Raw genomic sequence first — 23,180 nt, forward strand, 5'->3', positions numbered from 1 at the left:
GGAGTACGAGTCCGGAGCCGGTCCGCGCGTGGCATTGGACGAAAGCCACAACAACGCCCATACCGTCGGCGGCCGCTACCGACCCTTCGCCGAGTTCGCCGCCAGTGACGGTTTCCGGGTGGGGCCTCACCTCGGACCCCTCACGGCCGAGTCCTTGGCGGAGGTGGACATCCTGGTGACCGCTAACGCCCGGGCTCCGGAGGGTTCGAGTTCGGCTTTCCCGGAGGCAGAAGTCGCCCTGCTGGAGAAGTGGGTGCACGATGGCGGCGCCCTCCTTCTAATCGCCGATCACATGCCCGCGGCGGGCTACTCCGCGGACCTCGCCGCCGCCTTCGGCCTGCAGTGGGCCGACGGCTTCGCCATGGTCGACGGGCAGGGCGGCCCCTACACCTTCCGCCGCGAGGCGGGCACCCTGGCCGCCCACCCGATCACCGATGGCCGGGGGCCGGAGGAGCGGGTGGACTACGTCAAATCCTTTACCGGCTCCGCCTTCCGGGCTCCGAAGGGGGCTTCGCCGCTGATGCTCTTGGGTCCCGGAGTCATCTTCCTGCAGCCGGATGTGCCCTGGGAGTTCGACGAGTCCACCCCGCGATTCGACGCCGAAGGCTGGCTGCAGGGCGCGGCCTTCACCCACGGCGAGGGTCGCGTGGCGGCCTTCGGAGAGGCGACGATGTTCACCTCCCAGGAGGCGGGACCGCGCAACCACCGGGTGGTGATTGGCCTCGGTTCCGAGGGTGCCGAGCAAAACCCTCGGCTGCTGCTCAACACTCTGCGCTGGCTCGCCGGCGCCGATGAAGGCGAAGCCCTTGAAAGCAAACAGGGAGACGGCGAATGAGCACCCCGCCCGTCGCCCTCGTCACCGCCGCCAGCCGGGGGATGGGAGCGTCCTGCGCCCGCGAACTGGCCGAGCGCGGCTGGTCCCTGGCTCTGCTCTCGCGCTCTGACGATCTGGAGCCCCTGGCCGAGGAACTTGGGGCGCTGGCGGTGCGCGGCTCGGTCACCGAAACGGCGGACCTGGAGCGGCTGGTGGAAGGCGCCCTCGAACGCTGGGGCCGCATCGACGGAGTGGTCAACAACACCGGCCACCCGGCGCGCGGTGAGCTGCTGGAGATCGACGACGAAGCCTGGCACGAGGGGCTGGATTTGGTGGTGCTCAACGTCGTGCGGATGGCGCGGGTGGTCACTTCGGCATTGGCCGAGGGCGGCGGTTCGATCGTCAACATCTCCGCCTTCGGAGCGGTTGAACCGAGTCTCGACTTTCCCCTTTCCTCGGCACTGCGCGCCGGCCTCGGTGCCTTCACCAAACTCTACGCCGATCGCTACGCCGCTGCCGGGGTGCGCATGAACACCCTGCTGCCGGGCTTCATCGACAGCTATCCGGTGGAGGACTCCTCCCTCGAACGCATCCCCGCTGGGCGTGCCGGGCGGGTCGAGGAAGTGGCCCGCACGGTGGCCTTCCTGCTCTCCCCGGACGCCTCTTACATTACCGGCCAGAACCTGCGAGTCGACGGCGGCATGACGCGCTCCTGGTGATGCCACCGCATCGCCCCCGACGAACCACCGATATACTGAAATGCCACCCTGCCACGACCAAGAGGACCTCACCATGAAACGCCCGATCCCAGCTCTTTCCCTTCTGGCCCTCGCCGCCCTGCTCGCGCCGGTGGCCCTATTCGCCGCCGGCGGTTCGTCGGCGCCGACCCCAACGCCGCGCCCTTCGTTGCCGGAGCTGACCCCGGAGCAGAAAGCCGACGCCGCCTACAACCGCGGCCTCGAGCTACGCGACAAGGCCTGGTCCATCGAAGACCAAAACGGCGACGCGAAGAAGATCGAGAAGGTCTACCGCAAGGCCGCCAAGCGCTTCGAAGACGCGACGAACCAGAACCCGAAACACCACCAGGCCTGGAGCAGTCTCGGCTATGCCCTGCGCAAGCTCGGCGAGTACGAAGACTCCCTGGCCGCCTACGACACCGCCCTCGAGCTGGCTCCCACCTACACCGAGGCGATCGAATACCGCGCCGAGGCTTACCTGGGCCTCAACCGGCTGGACGACGCCAAGGAAGCCTACATGCACCTTTTCAGCCTCGACCGGCAGCGGGCCGACGAGCTGATGACGGCTATGGTGACCTGGCTCGAGAACCGCAAGGCGGACCCCGACGGGGTCGACGCGGAAACTCTGGAAGCCTTCGATGCCTGGGTCGTCGAGCGCACCAAGCTGGCCGACCAAACGGCCTCGCTGACGCAGCTCCGCGACCGCGTCTGGTAGGTCGCGTTCCGATGGCAGGCGGGCGGCGCAGGATCGGCGCCCGAGGATCAGGGATCGCCGGCGCGGCGGTGATCGCCCTGCTCCTCGCCGGCTGCGCCTCGCCCTCCACCAGCCGCGGAACCACTCGGCCCGCGGCGGTTACCGCCGGCAATCCAGCGGTCGCGGCCTCCGTTGGCCCCCTGGCGGAGTTTCTTCCGGAGTTCTTCCCAGCGCCGGTGATCCCGCTGGACAATCCCCAGACTGCGGCCAAGGCGGAACTCGGCCGCCACCTGTTCTACGACCGGCGCCTGTCGGTGAACGGCACCGTCGCCTGCGCTACCTGCCACCGCCAGGAGTTGGCGTTCTCGGACGGGCGCGCCCGGGCGGAGGGCGCCACCGGCGAGCTCCACCCGCGCGGCGCCATGAGCTTGGCCAACGTCGCCTACAGCGCTTCCTTCGCCTGGGACGATCCGAACCTCGAGAGCCTCGAAGAGCAGGCGCGGGTGCCGATGTTCAACGAGCACCCGGTGGAGATGGGTCTGGCCGGCCGGGAGGAAGAAGTGCTCCGGCTGCTGCGGGAGGAGCCGGTTTATTCGCATGCCTTTCCCCGCGCCTTCCCGGCACAGCCGGACCCCTTCACCTTCGACAACCTGATGCGCGCCATCGCCGCCTTCGAGCGCACCCTGATCTCCGGCGACTCGCCCTACGACCGGCGGGTCTACGGCGACGAGGCCGATGCCCTCTCCGACGATGCGGAGCGGGGGATGGATCTGTTCTTCTCCCACCCCCTAGGCTGCTCGGACTGTCACGCCGGCTTCACCTTCTCCGGTCCGGTGGTGTTCGCCGGAGCGGACGAGCGCAAACCTCTGTTTCACAACAACGGCCTCAAGGCGAACTACCCCTCGCCCAACCAGGGTCTCAAGCGATTCACCGGCCGGCCGGAGGACGAAGGCCGATTCCGGGCGCCGACGCTGCGCAACATCGCCTTGACGGCGCCCTACATGCACGACGGCAGCCTGCCGGATCTGGAATCGGTGATCGAGCACTACGCCCGCGGCGGCGAAGGCCACCTGCAGCAGAGCGTGAGGGTCCACGGCTTCACCCTGAGCGCCGCCGACCGCCAGGATCTCATCGTCTTCCTCGAAGCCCTGACGGACCGCGCCTTCGTCGAGAACCCCGCCTATGGAAATCCCTGGCCAGAGGCGAGCCGGTAGCTCCAGCCCCGAAAAATCTTCGGATCTCATCTCAAGCTGAAACGTTTTTCGGTCCCCGTGCCACCCCTCTATGAACCCACTCTCCACGCCGCTTGTGGAGCGCGAGGGTTCGAACCGGGGTGTCCGGATCGCGCATCGCCCTCACGGCGCGAAACGCCGATCCCGACGGCACTTTCAAGGGTCGCAGCGTGGCACAACCCCCGCGCAGCGACCCTCTTTTTCGTTAGTAGGGAGCTGAACTCGTGAGTCCCTTCGGCGCCTCGCTCAGAGCCCGGAGGGCGAGGCGGCGGCTCGGCGCCCCCCGCCGATGGCGCCGAGGATGGGGTGTGCCCGAAAATCAGTTCTTTCGCGCGAGGGGGCGCCCAGCCCCCTAGAAAAAACAGCTCGCAGGCTGCTAAACCATGGGCGCAGCCCTTATCAGCAGCCTGCTAGAGCAGCTCGCTCGCCAGGTTGGCCAGCTCGGAACGCTCGCCCTTGTCCAGGTTGACGTGGGCGTAGAGGGGATTTCCCTTGAGGCGGTCGATCAGATAGGAAAGGCCGTTGCTGCGGGCATCGAGATACGGCGTGTCGATCTGGAAGATGTCGCCGGTCAGCACGATCTTGGTGCCTTCGCCGGCGCGGGTGATGATCGTCTTGACCTCGTGGGGGGTCAGGTTTTGCGCTTCGTCGACGATGAACAGGCTGCGCGAGAAGCTGCGGCCGCGGATGTAGGCCAGCGGGATGACCTCGATCTTCTCGGATTCGACCATTTCGTCGAGGCGCTTGAATGCACGACTCGCGGAGTCGAACTGACTCTTGATGAAGCGTAGGTTGTCCCACAGCGGCTGCATGTAGGGGGTGATCTTCGACTGCACGTCGCCGGGCAGGTAGCCGAGGTCGCGGTTCGAAAGCGGCACGATCGGCCGGGCGAGGAAGACCTGCCGGAACTTACGGCTCTGCTCCAGGGCACCGGCTAGGGCGATCAGGGTTTTGCCGGTGCCCGCCGGGCCGGTGAGGGTGATCAGCGGAATGTCTTCGTTGCGCAGGGCTTGGAGGGCGAAGGTCTGCTCGGCGTTGCGCGGGGTGATTCCGTAGGCCGGCTCTTTGACGATCCGCTCGATGCAGTCGCGCCGGGGATCGAAGCGCGCCAGGGCCGAGCCCTGCTGGCCGCTCAGGATGAAGAAGTGGTTGGCCGGCGGCTTCTCCGAGAAGATCTCCTCCCACCCGACGGTGCCCTCCGAGTGCAGCCGGCCGAGGATTGACGGATCCTCCAGGGCGACGTCGCTGCGGCCGCGGTAGAGACTCTCGATGTCCTCGATCTTGATGTGCTTATAGTCCTCCGCCGGCAATTCCAGGGCGCGAGCCTTCAAACGGAGGTTGATGTCCTTCGACACCAGCACCACCCGGCGCTCGCCGACCTGGTGCTGTAGGGCGAGGGCGGAGTCGAGGATGCGGTGGTCGTTGTCGGCCCCGAACAGGCTGCGTGCCGAGTGTCCGTTGCTACCGGGGCCCTTCCCGGAACCGCCTTTGGCGCCGGAAGTTGTCTCGGGATCCGGCACGATGACCTTGACGCTGCCCCGGGTGGTGCCGTTCAGCGGAATCCACTCGCGCAACAGGTTATCGCCGGCGAATTCGTCGAGGCGCCGGATGAACTCCCGGGCGTTGCGGTTGAGAACGCTGTTGCCCTTCTTGAAGCGATCGAGCTCTTCGAGCACCGTCAAGGGAATGGCGACATCGTGCTCTTCGAAGCTGTCGAGGGCGTTGTGGTCATAGAGGATGACCGAGGTGTCGAGAACGAAAACCTTGGTGGCTTGGCTCAAGGTCGAGGGCTCCGGATCGGCAGCCAGGCCGGCCATCGGGGACACCGCTTCCTTCGACGGTGCGACGACCGTCCCCGGGGTGCCGGAGGCATTTGCTGTGAGTTGAAGGTGCTTCGCAGGTGGTTCGACCACAGAGCGCCATGCTACCGCAGCACGGGAAACGAGGGAACCTTCGGCCGGCAGCGGCGGCGCGCTTTCCGGCCGCCCGCGGGACCGGCCTAGGACGCCGGATCGAACGGCGTGTAGAGCAGATCGCCGACCCGGGAGTCGCCAGCGGCCGGCGGAACACCCTCCCGGGCGAGGGTGACCAGCCGGCCCTCCAGCCGGCTGTTGGCCGGCAGCACCGCCTGGGGACCGACAATGGTGTCGCGCAGGTGGCTGCCGGAAGGCACCTTGGCACCGGGCAGCAATAGCACCCGTTCCAGCACCGCGCCTCGTTCGGCAGCGGAGTCCGCTTCCAGGCATACTCCCCGCAGCCGGGAGCCGCGCTCGGCGGCGGCCCGCGGGGACACCCACGAGCGCCGCAAAAGCCGTCCCGGCCAGCGCCCCCGGGCGAAATCCAGCACGCCGTTCAGGTACCTCCGGGGGGTACCCAGGTCGTGCCACCGGCGGCGAGTCGGCAGGCCGAGGAGGAACGAGCCGCGCTCGACCATCGGCATGTAGAGGTCGCCCACCGTATCGCCGGGGCCTTCCGGGACGTGCCGCAAAACTCGCGGCGAGAGGATCTGCGCACCGGCGAAGACGTGCCGCCGGGCGACCTCGCCGCGCTCCGCCCCGGCGCCGCGGAAACCGAGGATGCGGCCCTGGCGATCGATCGCCACGCCGCCGCCGTAGCGGTCCGCGTTCGGCCCGGTGGCTAGGAGCAGCGTCGCCGCAGCGCCGCTCGCCAAGTGTTTTCGGATCATCCATTTGAGCGGCCAGGGGCAGTAGCTGTCGCCGTTGATCACCACCACCGCTTCCGCCTCGGCGAGAAAATCGCGCAGCGGGTAGAGAGCTCCCAGGGTACCCAGGAGTTCCGTTTCCTCGGAGTACTCGAGGGCCATGCCCTCGCAGGAGCTGCCGAAGCGCTGCCGCACCTGATCGCCGAGGTGATGGAGGTTCATCGCCGTCGCCTCGCAGCCCACCCGGGCGAGGCACGACAGGGTGTGGGCGGCGATCGGCTCGCCGGCGATCGGCAGGAGGGGTTTGGGGATGGTGTCCGTCAGGGGTCGCAGGCGCGCACCCCGGCCGGCGGTGAGCACCAAGGCTCGCAGACGGGTCAAGGGGCTACCCGCGGTCTTCGAACACCATGTCCGGAGGAGCGTCGGGGTGAGCTTTCAGGTGGTCCGCGTAGAGGCGCAGGTAGGAGCGCCGCTCGGCGGTTTCCGGATCGAGATCGCAGCGCTTCGCCACGGTCTCTGCGCCATCGCCCTCGAACTCCGCGAAGTCGCCGATGGGGGTGTGGTCGAGGGCGATGGTCACGCCGCCGAGCTGCCAGGTCTCACGCACTTTCTGGTAGCGCTTGACCGCTTGATAGCCGAGGCTTTCGAACAGCCGGCGGGCCGCCTTCGGATCGCCGATCGTGGTTTCGTGCTCGTCGCGGATCTTGGTCCGGCCCTCGAAGGTGGCCGGACCCTTGAAGGTCAGGTGAGCGCCCTTGCCGTCCTTGCGCAGGCGCAGCACGCAGCTCGCGTCCTTGAGATGACCGTCGCGATCGAAGATCACGTTGTCCTCGAGAATTCCCGGGCCGATGCGTTCCGCTTCCAGCTCTTGCAGGCGGTCCCGCAGCTCATCCAGAGAGACGTCGCGAAACTTCAGCTCGCGCTCGACGGAGCCTTCCGATTCGCTCATGGAGTATCCGACTCCGACATTCGTCCGAGGTGGTCCAGCAGGTGCACGGTGGAGCGGATGCCGCCGTAGAAGTTCGGCAAATTGAACTTCTCGTTCGGCGAGTGCAGGCGGTCGTCCTCCAGACCGAAGCCCATCAACAGCACCGGCACCTCGAGAACCTGCGAGAAAGTGGAGACGATCGGGATCGAACCACCCTCGCGCACTCGTACCGGGCGCTTGCCCCAGCTCTCCTCGAGGGCATCCATCGCCGCTTCGACGATCGGCCCTTCGGCGTGGATCAGCACCGGATCGGCGCCGTGGACGTAGGTCACCTCCAAGGTGACGCCGGCGGGCAGGATGTCCCGCAAGAAGGCCTCGAACTGGCGAGCGATCTTTGCCGGGTCCTGATCGGGCACCAAACGCATGGAGATCTTGGCGCCGCCCCAGGCCGGAAGCACCGTCTTGGCGCCCTTGCCCTGGTAACCGCCGAAGATACCGTTGACGTCGCAGGTCGGCCGGCCCCAGGCTCGCTCGCGGGTGCTGTACCCCTCTTCGCCGAAGGTCTCCGGCACCCCCAGCTCCGTGCGGTAGGCCTCTTCCGAGAAGGGCAGCGCCGCCGACTCGTCCCGCTCCCACTGTTCGAGGGGACGCACGTCGTCGTAGAAACCGGGGATCAGGATCTTGCCGCTCACCGAATCGCGCAGCGCGGCGACCAGAGTGCCCAAAACGTTCAAGGGGTTGGCCACCGCGCCGCCGAAGGTGCCGGAGTGCAGGTCGCGGTTCGGGCCGGTGACCTTCAACTCCATGTAGGTCAGGCCCTTGAGGCCGTAGATGATCGAAGGTTGGCCCGGGGCGTACATGGAGGAGTCGGACACCACCACGCAGTCGCACGCCAGACGCTCGCCGGCGTCGGCCTTGACAAAGGCGTCGATCGCCTCGCCGCCGGACTCTTCTTCCCCCTCGATCAGAAACTTGACGTTGACCGGCAGCTCGCCGCGCTTTTCGAGCATCGCTTCGACGGCTTTCAGATGGCAGTAGGACTGGCCCTTGTCGTCCGTCGCGCCACGCGCTACCAGTTGATCGCCTTCCAGGGTGGGCTCGAAGGGGTCGTTCCTCCACTCCTCGATGGGGTCCGCCGGCTGCACGTCGTAGTGGCCGTAGAACAGCACCGTGGGCTTGCCCGGAGCGCCATTCCACTCGGCATAGACCAGCGGGTGCCCTGCCGTCTCGATCAATTCCGCCGTCAAGCCGGCGTTGTGCATCTTGCCCCGCACGAACTCAGCGCAGCGCCGCACCTCCGGGTCGTACTGCGAGTCGGTGGAGATGGAGGGAATGCGGAGATAGTCTTTCAGCTCCTCCAGATAGCGCTCTTGCTGGCTTTCGACGTGATCGAGAACGTCCTTGATTTCACTCGCCATGGGCACCGCTTCCTCGTGGTTCCAGAGTTCCTTGGTTAGAACAGGGACCGGGAGTGTAGCAGAGATGCAAAGGGTCACGGCGCCTCTCCGGCGCCCCTCGTGGAGGGTCCTCGGCGGGCGATTCGGTGCAGGTTGACGGCGTTCACGAGGAAGTGGGCGACGACCGGGGCCAGGAGGTTACCGCGCCACAGAAAAAGACCCCCGAAGAGGCCGCCGGCGATGGCCGCAAAGAGGGTCCACAGGCGAAAAGCGGGACCCGGGCCGTGGTGGATGAGGGCGAAGAGCACCGTCGCCCACAGCCAGCCGATGGAGCCCTGCAGGGCGCCGCGGAAGAACAGCTCCTCACCCAGGCTAGAAACCACCGCCAGGCCGACGACCTCCGCCGGTTCTAGACGGCCGAGGAGCGTTCCCATCTGCCCTTCGAGGCGGCGCGCCAGCGGCAGCCAGCGGCTGGCCGCGGCCCAGGCGGCCAGCAGGGAGGCGCCGCAGGCCAGGCCGAGGAAAAGATCGAACCACCAGCCTTGCGGCGCGAGGAATCCCCCCGGAGCGAAGAAGAGTCGCAGCGAGACGGTGCCGTCCCGTAGGCCGATCCATACGATGCCGGCGAGCGATAGGACCAGGTAAAACCACCAGGCCATGCGGTAAATCCGGCCCGCGGGAGCCGTCTCCAGCGGTTCTTCGCCCGGTGGCGGTTCAGGCGACACGGCGCGGATTCTTCGATGAATTCAGAATGGCTGCGTCAGTTGACCGGCTCGTCGTCGGAGTCGTTCCCTTGGCCTTCCAAGTCCTCCCCTTCCAGATCCTCCCCCTCCAGATCCTCCCCCTCCAGATCCTCGTCGTCCCCGGCGGTCAGCTTGGCGGCGGCGACGACCCGATCCTCTTGGTCGAGATTCATCACCCGCACGCCCTGAGTGGAACGTCCGATCACCCGCACCGTATCGATGCCGGTGCGCATGATCTTGCCGTTCTGAGTGATCAGGATCAGGCCGTCCTCGGGATCCACCTGGGAGACGGCGATCACCGGCCCGGTCTTGTCGCTGACCTTGAGGTTGATGATGCCCTTGCCGCCGCGGCCCTGCACCCGGTAGTCCGCCAGGGCGGTGCGCTTGCCGTAGCCGAGTTCCGAAACGGTCAAGAGATCACCCTCGTCGTTGAGCGCCTGTACCGCCACCACCTGGTCGCCCTTCGCCAGACGGATACCGCGCACGCCGCGGGCGGTGCGACCCATGGCGCGCACGTTGCCCTCCGGGAAGCGGATGGACTGCCCCTGCGCCGTCGCCAGCAACACCTCCTGGCCGGCATCGAGCACCCGCACACCGAGGAGGCGGTCCCCCTCGGCCACGCCGACGGCGATGATGCCGCGCGACAGCGGCCGGGAGAAGGCCGTCAGCTCGGTCTTCTTGACCACCCCCTGCTCGGTGGCAAAGAGCAGGTAGCGATCCTCCGGGAACTCCCGCACGGAGACGGTCGTCGCCACCTTTTCGCTGGGATCGAGATCCAACAGATTGATGATCGCCTTGCCCTTGGAAGCCGGCGACAGCTCGGGAATCTGGTGCACCTTCATCCAGTACACCCGACCGCTCTCGGTGAAGACCAGCACGTAGCTGTGGGCCGAGGCGATGTAGAGGTGCTCGACGAAGTCGCCGTCTTTGGTCACCATGCCGGTGCGCCCCTTGCCGCCGCGATGTTGCGCCCGGTAGAGGGCCAGCGGCGAGCGCTTGATGTAGCCGGTGTGGGTGACGGTGATCACCATGTCGTCGTCGGGAATCAGATCCTCGACGGTGATGTCCAGGGTGTGGGGAATGATCTCCGTTCGGCGCCCGTCGCCGTAGGTCTCTTCGAGTTCGCCGAGTTCCTTGCGGATCTCCGCCAGCACCAGCTCGTCGGAGCCGAGGATTGCCCGCAGCCGCTCGATCAAGGCCATCAGCTCGCGGTATTCCTCCACCACCTTCTCGCGCTCCAGGCCGGTGAGCTTCTGGAGGCGCATGTCGAGGATCGCCTGCGCCTGCACCTCCGACAGGCCGAAGCCGGTGCCCAACCGCTCCCGCGCCTCTGCCGGCGTGTGGCTCGCCCGGATGGTGGCGATCACCTCGTCCAGGTGGTCGAGGGCCCTCAAGATGCCTTCGAGGATGTGGGCGCGCTCTTCGGCTTTGCGCAGCTCGTAGCGGGTGCGCCGAATCACCACCGTCTTGCGGTGATTCAAGAAGTGGCGCAGGATCTCGAGCAGGGTCATCACCCGCGGCTGATTCTCGACGATCGCCAGCAGGATGATGCCGAAGGTGGTCTGCATCTGGGTCATCTTGTAGAGCGAGTTCAAGATGACCTCGGCGACGTCGTCGCGCTTGACGTCCAAGACGATGCGGATGCCGTGGCGGTCCGACTCGTCCCGCAGATCCGACAGACCGGTGATCTTCTTGTCGCGCACCAGTTCGGCGATGCGCTCGATCAGTTTGGCCTTGTTCACCTGGTACGGGATCTCGGTGATGATGATGGTCTGTCTGTCGGTCCGCTCGTCGGTCTCGATCTCCGCCCGAGCGCGCACCTGCACGATGCCCCGGCCGGTCGAGTAGGCAGACAGGATGCCGTCGAAGCCGTGGATGAAGCCGGCCGTCGGGAAGTCCGGCCCGGGGAGCACTTCCATCACCTCTTCGAGGGTCACATCGGGGTTGTCGATCAGCAGGATGAGGGCCTTCACCACCTCCCGCAGATTGTGCGGTGGAATGTTCGTCGCCATGCCGACGGCGATGCCGGCGCTGCCGTTGAGCAACAGATTCGGCGCCCGCGCCGGCAGCACCTCCGGCTCCGTTTCGGAACCGTCGTAGTTCTCCACCCAATCGACCGTTTCCTTGTCGATGTCGTCGCGGATCATTTCCTCGGCGAGCTTGGTGAGGCGCACCTCCGTGTAGCGCATGGCCGCCGGGTTGTCGCCGTCGATGGAGCCGAAGTTGCCCTGGCCATCGACCAGGGTGTAGCGCATGGAGAACTCCTGGGCCAGGCGCACCACCGTGTCGTAGATCGCCGAGTCGCCGTGCGGGTGGTACTTACCCATCACGTCGCCGACAATGCGGGCGGACTTCTTGTAGGGCTTGGTGGAGGTGTTGCCGCTCTCCCACATGCCGTAGAGCACCCGGCGGTGCACCGGTTTCAATCCGTCGCGGACATCCGGCAGGGCGCGCCCGATGATTACGCTCATGGCGTAATCGAGATAGGAGCGCTTCATCTCCTCTTCGATGTCGACGGGGATCGGCTTTTCGAAGGGTTGGGTGGGATCCTGGTCGCTCATGGTTCTAGGAGTTCCGAATCGGCAGTGGTTTCAGAAAAGCTTTCAGAAGGCTCAATGTGTGCACGGCAGAGCCATCCGGCTGCCCGGACGGCCACACCGTGGCAGTGACGATCAGACGTCGAGATTTTTGACTTCCAGGGCGTTGTCCTGAATGAACTGCCGCCGCGGCTCGACCAAATCGCCCATCAGGGTGGTGAAGATCTGTTCCGCCTCGTAGGCATCCTCGATGCGCACCTGCAGCAGGCGCCGCCGTTCCGGGTCCATAGTGGTCTCCCAGAGCTGCGAGGGGTTCATCTCGCCGAGCCCCTTGTAGCGCTGGATGGACAGTCCCTTGCGGGCACCGTTGTACAGGTGGTCCAGGGCTTCGTCGACGGTGGAGAAGGTCTCGACCTGTTCACTGTGGATGACCTGGATTTCCTTCGCCGCCAGGGTCAACAGCCCTTCGGCGCTGCCGGCCAGGGCGCGGTACTCGGCGCTGGTCAATAGGTCCCAGCCGAAGCGCACCGGCCGTTCCACCCCGTCTCGCCGGTGGACGAAATCCACCTGGCCGGTACCGCGCTCGGCGTCCAGGCCGACCTCCACCCGCAGGAATCCGGCTTCTGCGAGAGCCGTCGCAAAGCGCTCCAGGCGCGCCGCATCGTCGAACGACTCGCGATCGAACAGTTCCTCGGCCAGGGCCAGGCGCAGCGCCTCGGCGGGATAGCCGCGGGCCGCCAGCCGATCCATGTGCTCGCGGAAGCGCTCCAGCTTTTGCACCAGGTGGGTCAGCCGCACGCCCTGGTACAGCTCTCCCTCGCCGAGGGAAAGCTCCCAGCTATCCTGAATGCGTTCGAGCAGGTAGGCGCGGTACTCCACATCGTCCTTCAGGTACACCTCCCTCTTGCCGCGCGACACCTTGTAGAGCGGCGGCTGGGCGATGTACAGGTGACCACGGTCGATCAACTCCCGCATCTGGCGGAAGAAGAAGGTCAGGATCAGGGTGCGGATGTGGCTGCCGTCGACGTCGGCGTCGCACATGATGATCAGCTTGTGGTAGCGCAGCTTGGCGACATCGAAGTCCTCTTTGCCGATGCCGGTGCCCAAGGCGATGATCATCGTCTTGATCTCGTCCGACGACAACATTTTGTCGAAGCGCGCTTTCTCGACGTTGAGGATCTTGCCCTTTAGGGGCAACACCGCCTGAAATTGCCGGTCCCGGCCCTGCTTGGCGGAACCGCCGGCGGAATCGCCCTCGACCAGGAACAGCTCTGAAAGTTCCGGATTTTTCTCGCTGCAGTCGGCCAGCTTGCCGGGCAGGTTGGAGGAATCGAGGGCGCCCTTGCGGCGGGTCAGCTCGCGCGCCTTGCGCGCCGCCTCGCGGCCGCGCGCCGCCTCGACGCCTTTTTCGACGATGCGCCGGGCGTGCTTGGGGTTCTCTTCGAGGTAGGTCCCCAGGCGATCGTTGACCACCTGCTCAACCCAGCCGCGGATGTCCGACGACACCAGCTTGTCCTTGGTCTGGCTGGAGAACTTGGGATCCTTGATCTTCACCGAGACGATCGCCACCATGCCCTCGCGTACATCGTCGCCGGTCAGGTTCTCCTTCAGATTCTTCGACAGACCGCTCGCCTGCGCGTAAACGTTCAGGGTGCGGGTCAGCGCCGCCTTGAATCCGGAGAGATGGGTGCCGCCGTCGCGATTGTTGATGGTGTTGGTAAAGCAGTGGATCAGTTCCGAGTAGCCGTCGTTCCACTGCAGGGCGACCTCGACGGTCTCCTCGCCGCCGCCGTCGTCGCGCGTGTCGATCAGGTAGATCGGCTCCGGGTGGATGGTGGTCTTGTTGCGGCTCAGATGCTCGACGAAGCTCTGGATACCGCCCTCGTAATAAAACTCCGCTTCCCGGCCGCTGCGCTCGTCCTCCAGCCGGATGCGCACTCCCCGATTGAGGAACGCTTGCTCGCGCAGCCGTTGGGAGAGGGTGTCGTACTGGAAACTGAGCTGGGCGAAGATGGTGGCGTCGGGCCAGAAGCGCACCTTGGTGCCGGTGCGCTCCGTCGAGCCTACCTCCTCGATCGGCTGCTTCGGCACGCCCTGGGAGTACTGCTGGGACCACACTTTGCCGTCGCGCCGGATCTCCAGGTCAAGGGTTTCCGACAGGGCGTTGACCACCGACACGCCCACCCCGTGCAGGCCGCCGGATACCTTGTAGGAGTTCTTGTCGAACTTTCCGCCGGAGTGCAGTTCGGTCATGATGACCTCGGCCGCGGAGCGCCCCTCGGACTTGTGCATATCCACCGGAATACCGCGGCCATCGTCCTCGACGGTGACCGAATTGTCGCCGTGGATGGTCACGTCCACCCGCGTGCTGTAGCCCGCCAAAGCCTCGTCGACGGCGTTGTCGACCAGCTCGAACACCATGTGGTGTAAGCCGGAGAGATCGTCGGTGTCCCCGATGTACATTCCGGGGCGCTTCCGAACCGCCTCTAAACCCTTGAGGACTTTGATGTTATCTGCTGTATACGTCGCCTTTGATTCAGCCAAACCGGGCTCTCCAAGAATCTTCTGACGGATAGGGCGCGAGATCGCGGTCGGAACGTTCGTAACCGCCCCCCGATAATACCACATTCAGTGGTCCTAAAGGGTTTTGCGATCAGTACCTTACGGAAGGTTTGGAAGGGCCTCAGGGGCGAGCCTGCCGCGGTGCACGCGGACCGTCGAGGAGAGGTTGAGAGAGGCCCAGACCTCGGGGCGATTGGAGGAGGCAAGAACCTGCCCCGAAGCATCGACGGAATCGATGAAGGAAGACCACACGGCGGCCAGCGTCGGGGGGGCGAGTTCGGCGTCGAGATCGTCGAGCAGGTAGAGCGGCGAGGTGCCCATCACCCGCCCCTGGGCGGCGGTCATCATCAGACCCAACGTCTTGCGCTCGCCGGCAGAAACGCTGCCGCGCAGCGGATGGCCGTCCCAGGAAAGCACCAGATCGTCGCGGTGCGGTCCCAGCACCGGCTGTCCGCGCTCCCGTTCCGTCCGCTCCAGGCGGGTCAGACGGTCGAGGAGGCCTTCGGAAGTCAACGGACCGTCAGAGCCTTCCTTCGGCGACGGGCGATAGGTGAGCTTTACCGACGGCAGATCGAGCCCCGAGGCGGCAATCCGCTCGGCCAGCGCCGCCGCCAGACGCTCGACCAGCTTCCGGCGACGATGGATGATCTCAGCGCCGGTGACGGCGAGGATCTCGTTCCACGGTCGGAGCGGCGAACGGGTATCGCCATCGCTGAGCAACCGGCGCTTGTGGGAGAGGGCTCGGCGATAGCCGACGAGCACCTCCACCGAGCCGGGCTGCCGGCCGATCACCCCGCGATCGAGAAACCGCCTCCGCGCCTCCGGCGGACCGGTGAACAGATCCGCATCGGCGGCGGTCCAGGAGACCACCGGCAGGGCCGCCAGATGGTCCGACAGCGGTGCCCCGGCCTTGCCGTCGAGCCGTCGCTGCTTGTCGCCAGAAGCGGTCAGCGACACGGCGAGATCGCGCCGTACGGCACCGGGCACCTCGGAATCGACTTCGGCGGTGAGCTCGAAGGACGCGGCGCCGCGCTGGATGCAGTCTGCCAGGCGCTGGGTGCGGAAGCTCTTGGTGGTGGCGAGTAGATAGATCGCCTCCAGCACGCTGGTCTTGCCGGCGCCGTTACCGCCGAAGAGCAGATGGCAGCCCGCACCAGGTTGCCAGGAAACGGGTTCGAGATTGCGAAACTGTAGGGCGTGGAGGGACGACAGCAAGGGGGAGATGCGGGCGGAACTACAGGCGCATCGGCATGATGACGCAGAGATAGCGGCCGTCTTCGGCCCCTTCCGTCTCCGCCACTGGGAAGCCGACACACTGGGTGTTTTCGTCCTTCAACTCCAGGCGTACCCGCTCGGAACCGACGGCGGAAAGGAAATCCCGCAGGTAGTCCGGATTGATGCCGATGCGGAAGGCCGCATCCTTGTAGTCGCAGGGCAGCACTTCCAGGGCGTCGCCCAAATCCGGGTTCTGGGTCTGCACGATCAACTCGTCGGTGTCGAAGCTGAGCTGCACCGTGCGCGCCCGGTCGCCGGTGACGATGGCGACACGCTGCACCGCCGCGGCCAGGTCCGCCACCGGGAACTCGACGTGCTTGTCGTTGTCCTTGGCGATCACCCGCTCGTAGTCCGGGAAGGTGCCCTCGAGAATGCGGCAGATCAGTTCCCGCCGGCCGAGGCGGAACACCACATGGTGCTCGCCGCGCTGCAGGGCCAGAGTGTCACCTCCCTCGAAGCGCTGCAGCTCGTGGAGGGCCTTGCGCGGCACCAGCACCGAATCCTCGCCGGAGGCCGTCTCGATCGCTTCCTCGACCAGGGCGAGGCGCCGGCCGTCGGTGGCCACCATCTCGACGAAACCTTCCTTCACCTTGAGCAGCGCGCCGTTGAGCTGAAAGCGCGACTCTTCGGCGGAAATGGCGAAGAGCACCTTGCCGATCATCCCCTTGAAGGTTTTGAACGGAACCTCGAAGCGCGCGCCTTCGCCGACCTCCGGCAGGGTCGGGAAATCGTCCACCTGGAGAGCGTGGATCTTGAAGCGCGAGCGGCCCCCCTGGATCGACAGCCAGCCCGGCTCTTCCTGGCGCAGGAGCACCTCTTCGCCGTCCATTGAGCGGACGATCTCGATGAACTTCTTGGCCGGCACCGGCAGCGAGCCTTCTTCTTTGACATCCGCCGCGCAGGAAGAGGTCAGCGAGACGTCGAGGTCTGTCGCCGCCAGATGCAGCTTGTCTTGACGCGCCGTCAGCAAGACATGGGACAGCACCGGGATGGTGGTCTTGCGCTCCACGACGCCGAGCATCGGCACCAGCTCGTTGACGAAATCCTGGCGGTTCAGACGAATTTCCATAGGCTCTACTCTCCACTAAAGGGGTTGAATATACAGGATAGTCGTCGATAGTAAAAGGCCTTGCGGAAGGTTCGGAAAACCCATTGAGGAGCTGTCCCTCAAGGCCTTTGGCGATCCACAGAACAGCGGATTTTGACTGTGGACGAGTTGTGGACGGACAGTGGAGAAATCGGCGATCCTCGGCTTTCCACAATCCGTCCGCAGACCTTCCGAAAAAATATCCGAAGGGAAATGGCAGGACTCTGATAGAGGCTTCGCCCATGATTTCAGTGTCCTGCCGTTTTTTGATTTCCAGGGGGCTAGGCGGCCAAGCCGCCGCCTCGCTCTTGTCGAGCTCGGTCGTGGCCGCAGAGTCGCTACTAGCGGAGTTTTTCTTCGAGACTTTCCAGGGTGCGGTCGAGGTCCGCATCGGAGGCGCGGAGCTTGTCGATCTTTTCGACCGAGTACATCACCGTCGAGTGGTGCTTGTTGCCGAACAACTTGCCGATTTCCGGAAAGGACATCTCCGTCAGGCGTTTGCAGAGGTACATGGCGACCTGCCGCGGGAAGGCGATCTGCCGGGCGTTACTCTTGCTCTTGATTTCGCCGACCTTGAGGCCGTAGTGCCGGGCCACCAGCTTGACGATGTCCGCCCCGCCGGTGCGCTGGCGGTCTTCCGGCAGGATGTCCCGCAGGGTTTCCCGGGCAAGGGCCAGGGAGAGCGGCTTGGCGGTGAGCATCGAAAAGGCGATCACCCGGTTTAGCAGCCCTTCGAGTTCGCGCACGTTGCTCCGCACCTGGTGGGCGATGAAATCGGCCACCTCGTCCGGCAGCTCGATCCTCTCGGCCTCGGCTTTGCGCCGCAGGATGGCGATCTTGGTCTCCAGGTCCGGCGGCTGGATGTCGGCGATGAGCCCCCACTCGAAGCGGCTGCGCAGCCGTTCCTCCAGGGTGGGAATCTGTCGCGGTGACGAATCCGACGACAGGATGATCTGTTTCTGGCTGGTGTAGAGGGTGTTGAAGGTGTGGAAAAACTCCTCCTGCGTCCGCTCCTTGTTGGCCAGGAACTGGATGTCGTCGATCAGCAGCACATCGATGGTGCGGTAGCGCTCCCGAAAGGCCGGCATGCGATCGAAGCGGATGGAGTTGATCAGCTCGTTGACGAACTGCTCCGCCGCCAGGTACATCACCTTGAGTTGCGGCCGCTGGGCTTGAATCTCGTGCCCGATCGCGTGCAGCAGGTGGGTCTTACCGAGGCCCACCCCGCCATAGAGGAACAGCGGGTTGTAGGAATGCGACGGACTCTCCGCCACCGCCCGCGCCGCGGCGTGGGCAAACTGGTTCGAGTTGCCGACGACGAAGCTGTCGAAAATGTAGCGCAGGTCGAATTGCCCCTGGCGCCGGCTGGTCGATGCGGTGCCGTTTTCCTGCTCGCCCGGCAAGGGCTTGTCGTCTTTCCCTGCATCGACGATTGCACCCCGTTCTTCGATGGAGAAAAGCACCTTCATCGGCGCCCCATCGAGGCCGGCGATGGCGTGATCGACGGTCGGCCGATAGCTCTCCTCGAGGGTGTGTAGGAAGCGCGCGTTCGGCACTTCCAAGACCAGCGTCTCGGAGTTCTCGGACTGGACCTTCAGAGGGCCGAACCAGGTGGAAAACTCATCCGGGTCGAGTTGCTGTTCGAGTTGCCTTCGCAGGCGCGACCACACCGATGGACTCATAAAATCCGCAGCTTTTCCACAACCTGTGGAAAGAAATCAGGCTCAAATGAGAGGGGGCAACTTGGAAGTTGGCTTCCCGAAGACGTGACGCGGATCATAGCACAGAGGGAGACCTTGGCAAGCCTCTCGGAGGGGTTTCTTCGGAGGTTCTCGAAGCCTCCAGAAGGTCAAGAAGTGACCCCGCTGGCAGGAGCCTGACAAATCTCGTCAACGGCGGACTCGAGGCTGGTGGAAGATGCCGGGTAAGAACTCCATGGAATGTAAAAACTCCCCAAATCGAGCGTTCAGGGGACCTCGTTCCAGCGCCGAAAAATCCCGTTTTTTCGGGAATGAGGGACCGAACGAGAAGTTGGCATCGCCGTTGCAGCTGAAAAGATTCTATAGAGATGGTGATGAACGACGGAGGTTCCACCTACCCCATTCATCCAACCAACGAACGAGATTCTAAGGATCTCCCAATTCCCAACGATCTAACCCACAACCCCTAAAAACCAAAACAGGGATAATCCACAAATCCAACCTTACGAGCGGAACCTCCTCCATCTCAACCTTCCGCCGTTTCGCGTTACCTCGTTTAGCAGGCCGCAGCAACCGTCGGTCATAGTCAGTACCGCAGGCGCGTCACCGCTCGGTGAACGCGTGTGCCGCAGTGCGCCAAGGTGACGCCCTCGAGGGTCTCATTTGACGCCTCCCGCCAAGGGTAGACTCGCTGCCATGAACCCTCCGACGGACGCTCTCCTCACCTGGTACGACGTCCACCGGCGCGATCTACCCTGGCGGGAGGATCAACACCCGTACCGGGTGTGGCTGTCGGAGATCATGCTCCAGCAGACGCGGGTCGATACGGTGATCCCCTATTTCGAACGCTTTCTGGAGAGTTTTCCGACGGTGGAGGACCTCGCCGCGGCGGAGATAGACGACGTCCTCGCCCGCTGGTCCGGCCTGGGTTACTACCGGCGCGCCCGGCAGCTCCATGCCGCGGCGCAGCAGATCGCCGAAGCCGGGGCATTTCCCACCACCCTCGAAGGGTGGCTCGAACTGCCGGGAATCGGTCCCTACACGGCGGCGGCGGTCTCCAGCATCGCCTTCGGGGTGGTCGCCCCGGTGCTCGACGGCAATGTCGAGCGGGTGATGGCCCGCTGGATGGCATACCGAGACAATCCCAAGACCGCCGCCGGTCAACGCACTCTGCGGGCGGCGGCGGCGGAGCTGGTGCACCGGGATCGCCCCGGCGACAGCAACCAGGCGCTGATGGAGGTGGGGGCGATGGTGTGTACGCCGCGCAACCCGAAGTGCTTGCTCTGCCCTTGCCGGGAAGATTGTCAAGCCCGGCTGCTCGGCCTACAGGAAGAGATTCCGCCGCCTCGCAAGCGGCGCCAAGTCGAGCGGGTTCGTCTCGGCGTGGCGGTGGTCGAGCAGGACGATCGCGTGCTGCTCTTTCGGCGGCCGGACGACCGCACTCTGCTGGCCGGTACCTGGGAGCTTCCCTGGTTTGAAATCTCGGCCTTGTCGCCTTCCTCGCCGCTCGATCGGACGGCGGCCGCCGAGGCTCTGGCGAAGCGCTACGGCGGAAGCTGGTCCCTCGCCGCCCGGCGGGCGACGATCCAGCACGGCATCACCCATCGCTCACTCACCGTCGAGGTGCTGCCGGGATCCATGGAGGACGCCGGGGAAGTGGCGAAATCGACCGTCGAGGCCGGCTGGTTCGACGCCGTAGGTCGGGACTCCGTCGCCTCGTCGTCCCTTGTCGTCAAAGCTCTGGCGGCCTACTGCTCCTGACCGCCGGACAGCACGTACCAACCGGAGATTTTGTCGTTGAGTTCCCGCAGCCGCTGAGCCACCATGTTGCACAGGATGCGCAGCAGGCGGAGGGACGACACCTTCTGGATGTCGAGAATGCCCTCCAGCACGTCTGCCGGAATGGCCAGGATCACCGCCTCGCCGCCGTGGGCGCTAGCGTCGGCGGAGCGCGGCAGCTTGTCGATCAGCGCCATCTCCCCGAAGTAATCGCCGCGCTCGAGGAAGGCCAGGGCTTCCTCGCCGGCACCGGGGATGTACTTGCTGATCATCACCCGCCCGTCGAGCACCACGTAGGCGACGTCTCCCGGATCGCCCTCACGGAAGATCACCTCGCCGGGCGATAGCTTGATTTCGCGCGACAGCGGCGCCAGGAAGTTGATTTCGAGGCTCGAGAGTTTTTGCTCTTCGAACACCTTGCGCTTGTCGTCGAGATCCATTCGGAACCCGGCGCCATCGTCGTGCCGCGGAGTCTTGGGTGTGCTGGGGCCCGGCTCACCGCCCGGAAAGAACTGGCCGAGAATCTCGTTGGTGTCGCGCAGCTTGGCCGACAGGCTCTTCCAGAAGGTCCAGTAGAGGGCGACGCTGAAGCGCTGGTCACGTTCGAACAGCCAGTTGAGAGAGGACGGATTCAAGATCAGGATCGCCGATTCCGTTTCGGTGATCGCGTCGCTCGACCGCGGCTTCTCGTCAACGAAGGCCGATTCCCCGAACAGACAGCCTTCGCCGAGGCGCGCGAAGGTAAACGCTCCAAGGGGCGTTTGGCGCTCGATCCGAACCCGCCCGGTCTCGATCAGGAAAGCCTCGGCGCTCGACTCCCCTTCGCGCACGATCGGGGTGTCGGCGGCGAACTCACTGCGCGAGATGCACGGGGCCAGCCGATTGCGCTGGGCCTCGGAAAAGTGGGAAAAGAGATCCCATCGTTGAAGCAGTTCGTCGATACTCAAGAGGACTCCACAAAAGAAACAGCCGACGGCGGCTACATTGACCTTCCTGCATCGACGCTAAGGATTCTACAAGAGGCGCATCTGGGGTGGGCGAAGGGCCTCGACGACCGCCTCCTCCACCACCTCCAACCAGTGCTCCCGGCTCGCTGGATCGAGGCGCAGGCAGTCGAGGCCGGCCTCCGCCAGCAGGGCGTCGAGGCGGTCGTCGATCGCCCGCTGAAAGCCGGGGTCCGACGAGCGGATGCCGTCCGGGCTCGGATCCTCGATGATCGGCACGTGGACCAGCAGGTCGTAGGTCGGCATCCAGGAAGCGACCAGCGCGTCGAGGCCGCCGCGGCGGCCGGCGGCGAGATCCAGATAGACGTAGTTGTCCAGCACGCTGCGGTCGCAGATCACCACCGGATAGCGGTACTCGGCGGCGATCTCCTCGGCGATCTGGGTGTGCAGGATCCAGCCCTCGGAGGCGAGAGAGGTCTCCTCGTTGATCGGCATTGGGCAGCGCCGGGCGACCTCGTGCACCACTTCCAAGGCGAGATCGCGCGCTTTCAAGCGCGCCGCGAGGCCATAGCACAGGGTGGTCTTGCCCACGCCGTGGCTGCCGATGAAGGCGACCTTGTAGCGTTCCTTGCCGTCGGCCGAGGGGTTGGGCGATGCGTCTGAAGCCATGGCAGGAGTCTACCGGTGGGAGGCTGCCGTGAGGGCCTCTTCGGCGAGATCGAGAGCCGTCTCCAGGAGAGCCGGCGCGATCACCAGAGGCGGCGCGAGCTGCACCACCCGGCCGCTCGCTCCGCCGGCGAGGAGGAGCACACCGCGCTGCATCGCTTCGCCGGCCCAGGCCTTGGCGAGGTTCGGGGTCGCAACTTCAGCCCCCCAGATCGCGCCGCGGCCGCGCAGTTCCTCGACTCCGCAGCGTCGCCAGCGCTCGCGCCGCGCCGCGATCCTGCTCCCGACCTCCGCCGCGCCGGCCAAGAGATTCTCGCTTTCGACTACCTCGATCACTTCCCATGCGGCGGCGCAGGCCAACGGGTGGCCGACGGAGGTGGCCGTGTGCCGGGCCTCGCCGGTCGTGCGCCAGGCGGCCATCAGCTCACGCCCGCCGACCACCGCGCCGATCGGCAGTCCGCCGCCCAAGGCCTTGCCGCAGGCGATCAAGTCCGGCCGGGCGTTGTCGTGCTCTACCGCGAACCAACGGCCGGTACGGCCGCAGCCGGTGAAGATCTCGTCGGCGATCACCTTGACCCGCCGAGCGCGGGCCACCTCGACCAACTCGCCAAGCCAGCCGTCCGGCGGCACCAGGATCCCTTCGCGGCCGGCGATGGGCTCAAAGAGAACGGCACCGATCTCCGGGTGAAGGTCCAGATGCTCGGCCAACTGCTCGGTCGGGGCGGCGAAGGGCAGGGTGGAGACGTGCGGGTTGAGCCACGGGGCGAAAGGCTCCCGAAAGTCCGGCCGGGAGGTCGCCGCCAGGGCGCCCAGGGTAAGACCGTGGTAGGCCGGCTCGAAGGCCACAACACCCGGCCGCCGCGGATCGTCCAGGAGCACCGTCTTCAAGGCGATCTCCACCGCGTCGGCGCCGGAGATGGCAAAGTGAACCACCGGCGATTCGCCCGCCACCGGCGCGATCTCCGCCAGCCGGCGAGCCAAGGCCGGTCGCCGCGGATGGGCGTGAACGTCGCCCAGGCCGTGAAGGAGAACCGCGCTCTGCCGCCGGATCGCCTCCACCACCCGCGGATGGCGATGGCCGACGGCGGCGACCCCGAAGCCGGAAGTCAAGTCGACGAAACGGTTGCCGTCCACATCGACGACGTTCGACCCCACCGCCTCGTGCCACAGCAGCGACGCCTCCCCGCCCGCCAGGGTATTGATCCCCGGCGCCTCGAAGCGCCCGAGGTCGCGGCTCAGCTCGCGGGACCGAGGTCCCGGCGGCTCTAGCGTGATCTCGGGAGGAAGATTGCCTACTTCATGCATTCTGTTGGTTGCGGCAGCCAGAGGCAGATCTCGCGATGGGAGCCCGTAGGGCGAGCCGGGCCCAAGGGGCTCCTCTCGGGGGTGAGCCCACAACAACGACGCTTCTTGTGGGCGAGCG

General features: G+C 65.7%; 18 protein-coding genes. 5 read left to right on the forward strand and 13 right to left on the reverse strand.

The window, feature by feature from the left end; all coding sequences use genetic code 11:
• Positions 1 to 28: 28 nt before the first annotated feature.
• From AAF481_08200 to AAF481_08215, 4 genes are all read left to right on the forward strand, one after another.
• On the forward strand, positions 29 to 835 hold the full coding sequence (locus tag AAF481_08200; protein MEM7481143.1) for a hypothetical protein: 807 nt from the start codon (positions 29 to 31) through the stop codon (positions 833 to 835).
• Positions 832 to 1,533 carry an SDR family oxidoreductase gene (locus AAF481_08205; GenBank protein ID MEM7481144.1) on the forward strand — a complete coding sequence of 234 codons (702 nt, stop codon included), beginning with the start codon at positions 832 to 834 and terminating at the stop codon, positions 1,531 to 1,533. The genes AAF481_08200 and AAF481_08205 overlap by 4 nt, the downstream gene beginning before the upstream one ends.
• A gap of 73 nt (positions 1,534 to 1,606) precedes the next feature.
• On the forward strand, positions 1,607 to 2,266 hold the full coding sequence (locus AAF481_08210; protein MEM7481145.1) for a tetratricopeptide repeat protein: 660 nt from the start codon (positions 1,607 to 1,609) through the stop codon (positions 2,264 to 2,266).
• Positions 2,267 to 2,277: 11 nt separating this feature from the next.
• On the forward strand, positions 2,278 to 3,459 hold the full coding sequence (locus AAF481_08215) for an MbnH family di-heme enzyme (GenBank protein MEM7481146.1): 1,182 nt from the start codon (positions 2,278 to 2,280) through the stop codon (positions 3,457 to 3,459).
• Positions 3,460 to 3,887: 428 nt separating this feature from the next.
• Here AAF481_08215 and AAF481_08220 read toward each other — a convergent pair whose 3' ends face one another.
• The 10 genes from AAF481_08220 to dnaA form a co-directional block, all read right to left on the reverse strand.
• The gene (locus AAF481_08220) at positions 3,888 to 5,294 is read right to left on the reverse strand and encodes a PhoH family protein (GenBank protein ID MEM7481147.1); all 1,407 of its coding nucleotides are present in this window, start codon (positions 5,292 to 5,294) and stop codon (positions 3,888 to 3,890) included.
• A 182-nt stretch (positions 5,295 to 5,476) separates the two neighbouring features.
• Positions 5,477 to 6,520, reverse strand: a complete 1,044-nt coding sequence (locus AAF481_08225) for an NDP-sugar synthase (GenBank protein ID MEM7481148.1) — start codon at positions 6,518 to 6,520, stop codon at positions 5,477 to 5,479.
• Positions 6,521 to 6,524: 4 nt separating this feature from the next.
• The gene (locus AAF481_08230) at positions 6,525 to 7,088 is read right to left on the reverse strand and encodes a class IV adenylate cyclase (GenBank protein MEM7481149.1); all 564 of its coding nucleotides are present in this window, start codon (positions 7,086 to 7,088) and stop codon (positions 6,525 to 6,527) included.
• On the reverse strand, positions 7,085 to 8,485 hold the full coding sequence (locus AAF481_08235; protein ID MEM7481150.1) for a dipeptidase: 1,401 nt from the start codon (positions 8,483 to 8,485) through the stop codon (positions 7,085 to 7,087). The genes AAF481_08230 and AAF481_08235 overlap by 4 nt, the downstream gene beginning before the upstream one ends.
• Before the next feature lie 74 nt (positions 8,486 to 8,559).
• On the reverse strand, positions 8,560 to 9,189 hold the full coding sequence (locus tag AAF481_08240; protein MEM7481151.1) for a CPBP family intramembrane glutamic endopeptidase: 630 nt from the start codon (positions 9,187 to 9,189) through the stop codon (positions 8,560 to 8,562).
• A 35-nt stretch (positions 9,190 to 9,224) separates the two neighbouring features.
• Positions 9,225 to 11,768, reverse strand: a complete 2,544-nt coding sequence (gene gyrA / locus AAF481_08245) for a DNA gyrase subunit A (GenBank protein ID MEM7481152.1) — start codon at positions 11,766 to 11,768, stop codon at positions 9,225 to 9,227.
• Positions 11,769 to 11,879: 111 nt separating this feature from the next.
• Complete coding sequence (gyrB, locus tag AAF481_08250) at positions 11,880 to 14,288, reverse strand: DNA topoisomerase (ATP-hydrolyzing) subunit B (protein MEM7481153.1); 2,409 nt, start codon at positions 14,286 to 14,288, stop codon at positions 11,880 to 11,882.
• A gap of 117 nt (positions 14,289 to 14,405) precedes the next feature.
• The gene (recF, locus tag AAF481_08255; GenBank protein ID MEM7481154.1) at positions 14,406 to 15,521 is read right to left on the reverse strand and encodes a DNA replication and repair protein RecF; all 1,116 of its coding nucleotides are present in this window, start codon (positions 15,519 to 15,521) and stop codon (positions 14,406 to 14,408) included.
• 19 nt (positions 15,522 to 15,540) lie between these two features.
• Positions 15,541 to 16,650 (reverse strand): DNA polymerase III subunit beta, encoded by a 1,110-nt coding sequence (gene dnaN / locus AAF481_08260; protein MEM7481155.1) that lies wholly within the window; start codon positions 16,648 to 16,650, stop codon positions 15,541 to 15,543.
• Positions 16,651 to 17,009: 359 nt separating this feature from the next.
• Positions 17,010 to 18,350: a chromosomal replication initiator protein DnaA gene (dnaA, locus tag AAF481_08265; protein MEM7481156.1), complete on the reverse strand. Its 1,341-nt coding sequence runs from the start codon at positions 18,348 to 18,350 to the stop codon at positions 17,010 to 17,012.
• A 714-nt stretch (positions 18,351 to 19,064) separates the two neighbouring features.
• Here dnaA and mutY point away from each other — a divergent pair.
• Positions 19,065 to 20,129 carry an A/G-specific adenine glycosylase gene (gene mutY / locus AAF481_08270; GenBank protein MEM7481157.1) on the forward strand — a complete coding sequence of 355 codons (1,065 nt, stop codon included), beginning with the start codon at positions 19,065 to 19,067 and terminating at the stop codon, positions 20,127 to 20,129.
• Here mutY and AAF481_08275 read toward each other — a convergent pair.
• The 3 genes from AAF481_08275 to AAF481_08285 all read right to left on the reverse strand — a co-directional run bounded on the left by AAF481_08275 (position 20,117) and on the right by AAF481_08285 (position 23,062).
• Positions 20,117 to 21,094 carry a cyclic nucleotide-binding domain-containing protein gene (locus AAF481_08275; protein ID MEM7481158.1) on the reverse strand — a complete coding sequence of 326 codons (978 nt, stop codon included), beginning with the start codon at positions 21,092 to 21,094 and terminating at the stop codon, positions 20,117 to 20,119. The two genes, mutY and AAF481_08275, sit on opposite strands and share 13 nt — an antisense overlap.
• Positions 21,095 to 21,160: 66 nt before the next feature.
• On the reverse strand, positions 21,161 to 21,760 hold the full coding sequence (locus AAF481_08280; protein ID MEM7481159.1) for an ATP-binding protein: 600 nt from the start codon (positions 21,758 to 21,760) through the stop codon (positions 21,161 to 21,163).
• A gap of 9 nt (positions 21,761 to 21,769) precedes the next feature.
• Positions 21,770 to 23,062, reverse strand: a complete 1,293-nt coding sequence (locus AAF481_08285; protein MEM7481160.1) for an aminotransferase class III-fold pyridoxal phosphate-dependent enzyme — start codon at positions 23,060 to 23,062, stop codon at positions 21,770 to 21,772.
• Between the last annotated feature and the right edge of the window lie 118 nt (positions 23,063 to 23,180).

The sequence above is a fragment of the Acidobacteriota bacterium genome (assembly GCA_039030395.1).
GTDB lineage: Bacteria > Acidobacteriota > Thermoanaerobaculia > Multivoradales > JBCCEF01 > JBCCEF01.

What these genes read in the sequence shown, in the direction of transcription:
- AAF481_08205 (MEM7481144.1), top strand. Translation starts at nt 832, where the DNA reads ATGAGCACCCCGCCCGTCGCCCTCGTCACCGCCGCCAGCCGGGGGATG.
- AAF481_08235 (MEM7481150.1), bottom strand. Translation starts at nt 8,485, where the DNA reads ATGGCGAGTGAAATCAAGGACGTTCTCGATCACGTCGAAAGCCAGCAA.
- AAF481_08220 (MEM7481147.1), bottom strand. Translation starts at nt 5,294, where the DNA reads ATGGCCGGCCTGGCTGCCGATCCGGAGCCCTCGACCTTGAGCCAAGCC.
- AAF481_08285 (MEM7481160.1), bottom strand. Translation starts at nt 23,062, where the DNA reads ATGCATGAAGTAGGCAATCTTCCTCCCGAGATCACGCTAGAGCCGCCG.
- AAF481_08280 (MEM7481159.1), bottom strand. Translation starts at nt 21,760, where the DNA reads ATGGCTTCAGACGCATCGCCCAACCCCTCGGCCGACGGCAAGGAACGC.
- AAF481_08215 (MEM7481146.1), top strand. Translation starts at nt 2,278, where the DNA reads ATGGCAGGCGGGCGGCGCAGGATCGGCGCCCGAGGATCAGGGATCGCC.
- AAF481_08210 (MEM7481145.1), top strand. Translation starts at nt 1,607, where the DNA reads ATGAAACGCCCGATCCCAGCTCTTTCCCTTCTGGCCCTCGCCGCCCTG.
- gyrA (MEM7481152.1), bottom strand. Translation starts at nt 11,768, where the DNA reads ATGAGCGACCAGGATCCCACCCAACCCTTCGAAAAGCCGATCCCCGTC.
- dnaA (MEM7481156.1), bottom strand. Translation starts at nt 18,350, where the DNA reads ATGAGTCCATCGGTGTGGTCGCGCCTGCGAAGGCAACTCGAACAGCAA.
- AAF481_08230 (MEM7481149.1), bottom strand. Translation starts at nt 7,088, where the DNA reads ATGAGCGAATCGGAAGGCTCCGTCGAGCGCGAGCTGAAGTTTCGCGAC.
- dnaN (MEM7481155.1), bottom strand. Translation starts at nt 16,650, where the DNA reads ATGGAAATTCGTCTGAACCGCCAGGATTTCGTCAACGAGCTGGTGCCG.
- mutY (MEM7481157.1), top strand. Translation starts at nt 19,065, where the DNA reads ATGAACCCTCCGACGGACGCTCTCCTCACCTGGTACGACGTCCACCGG.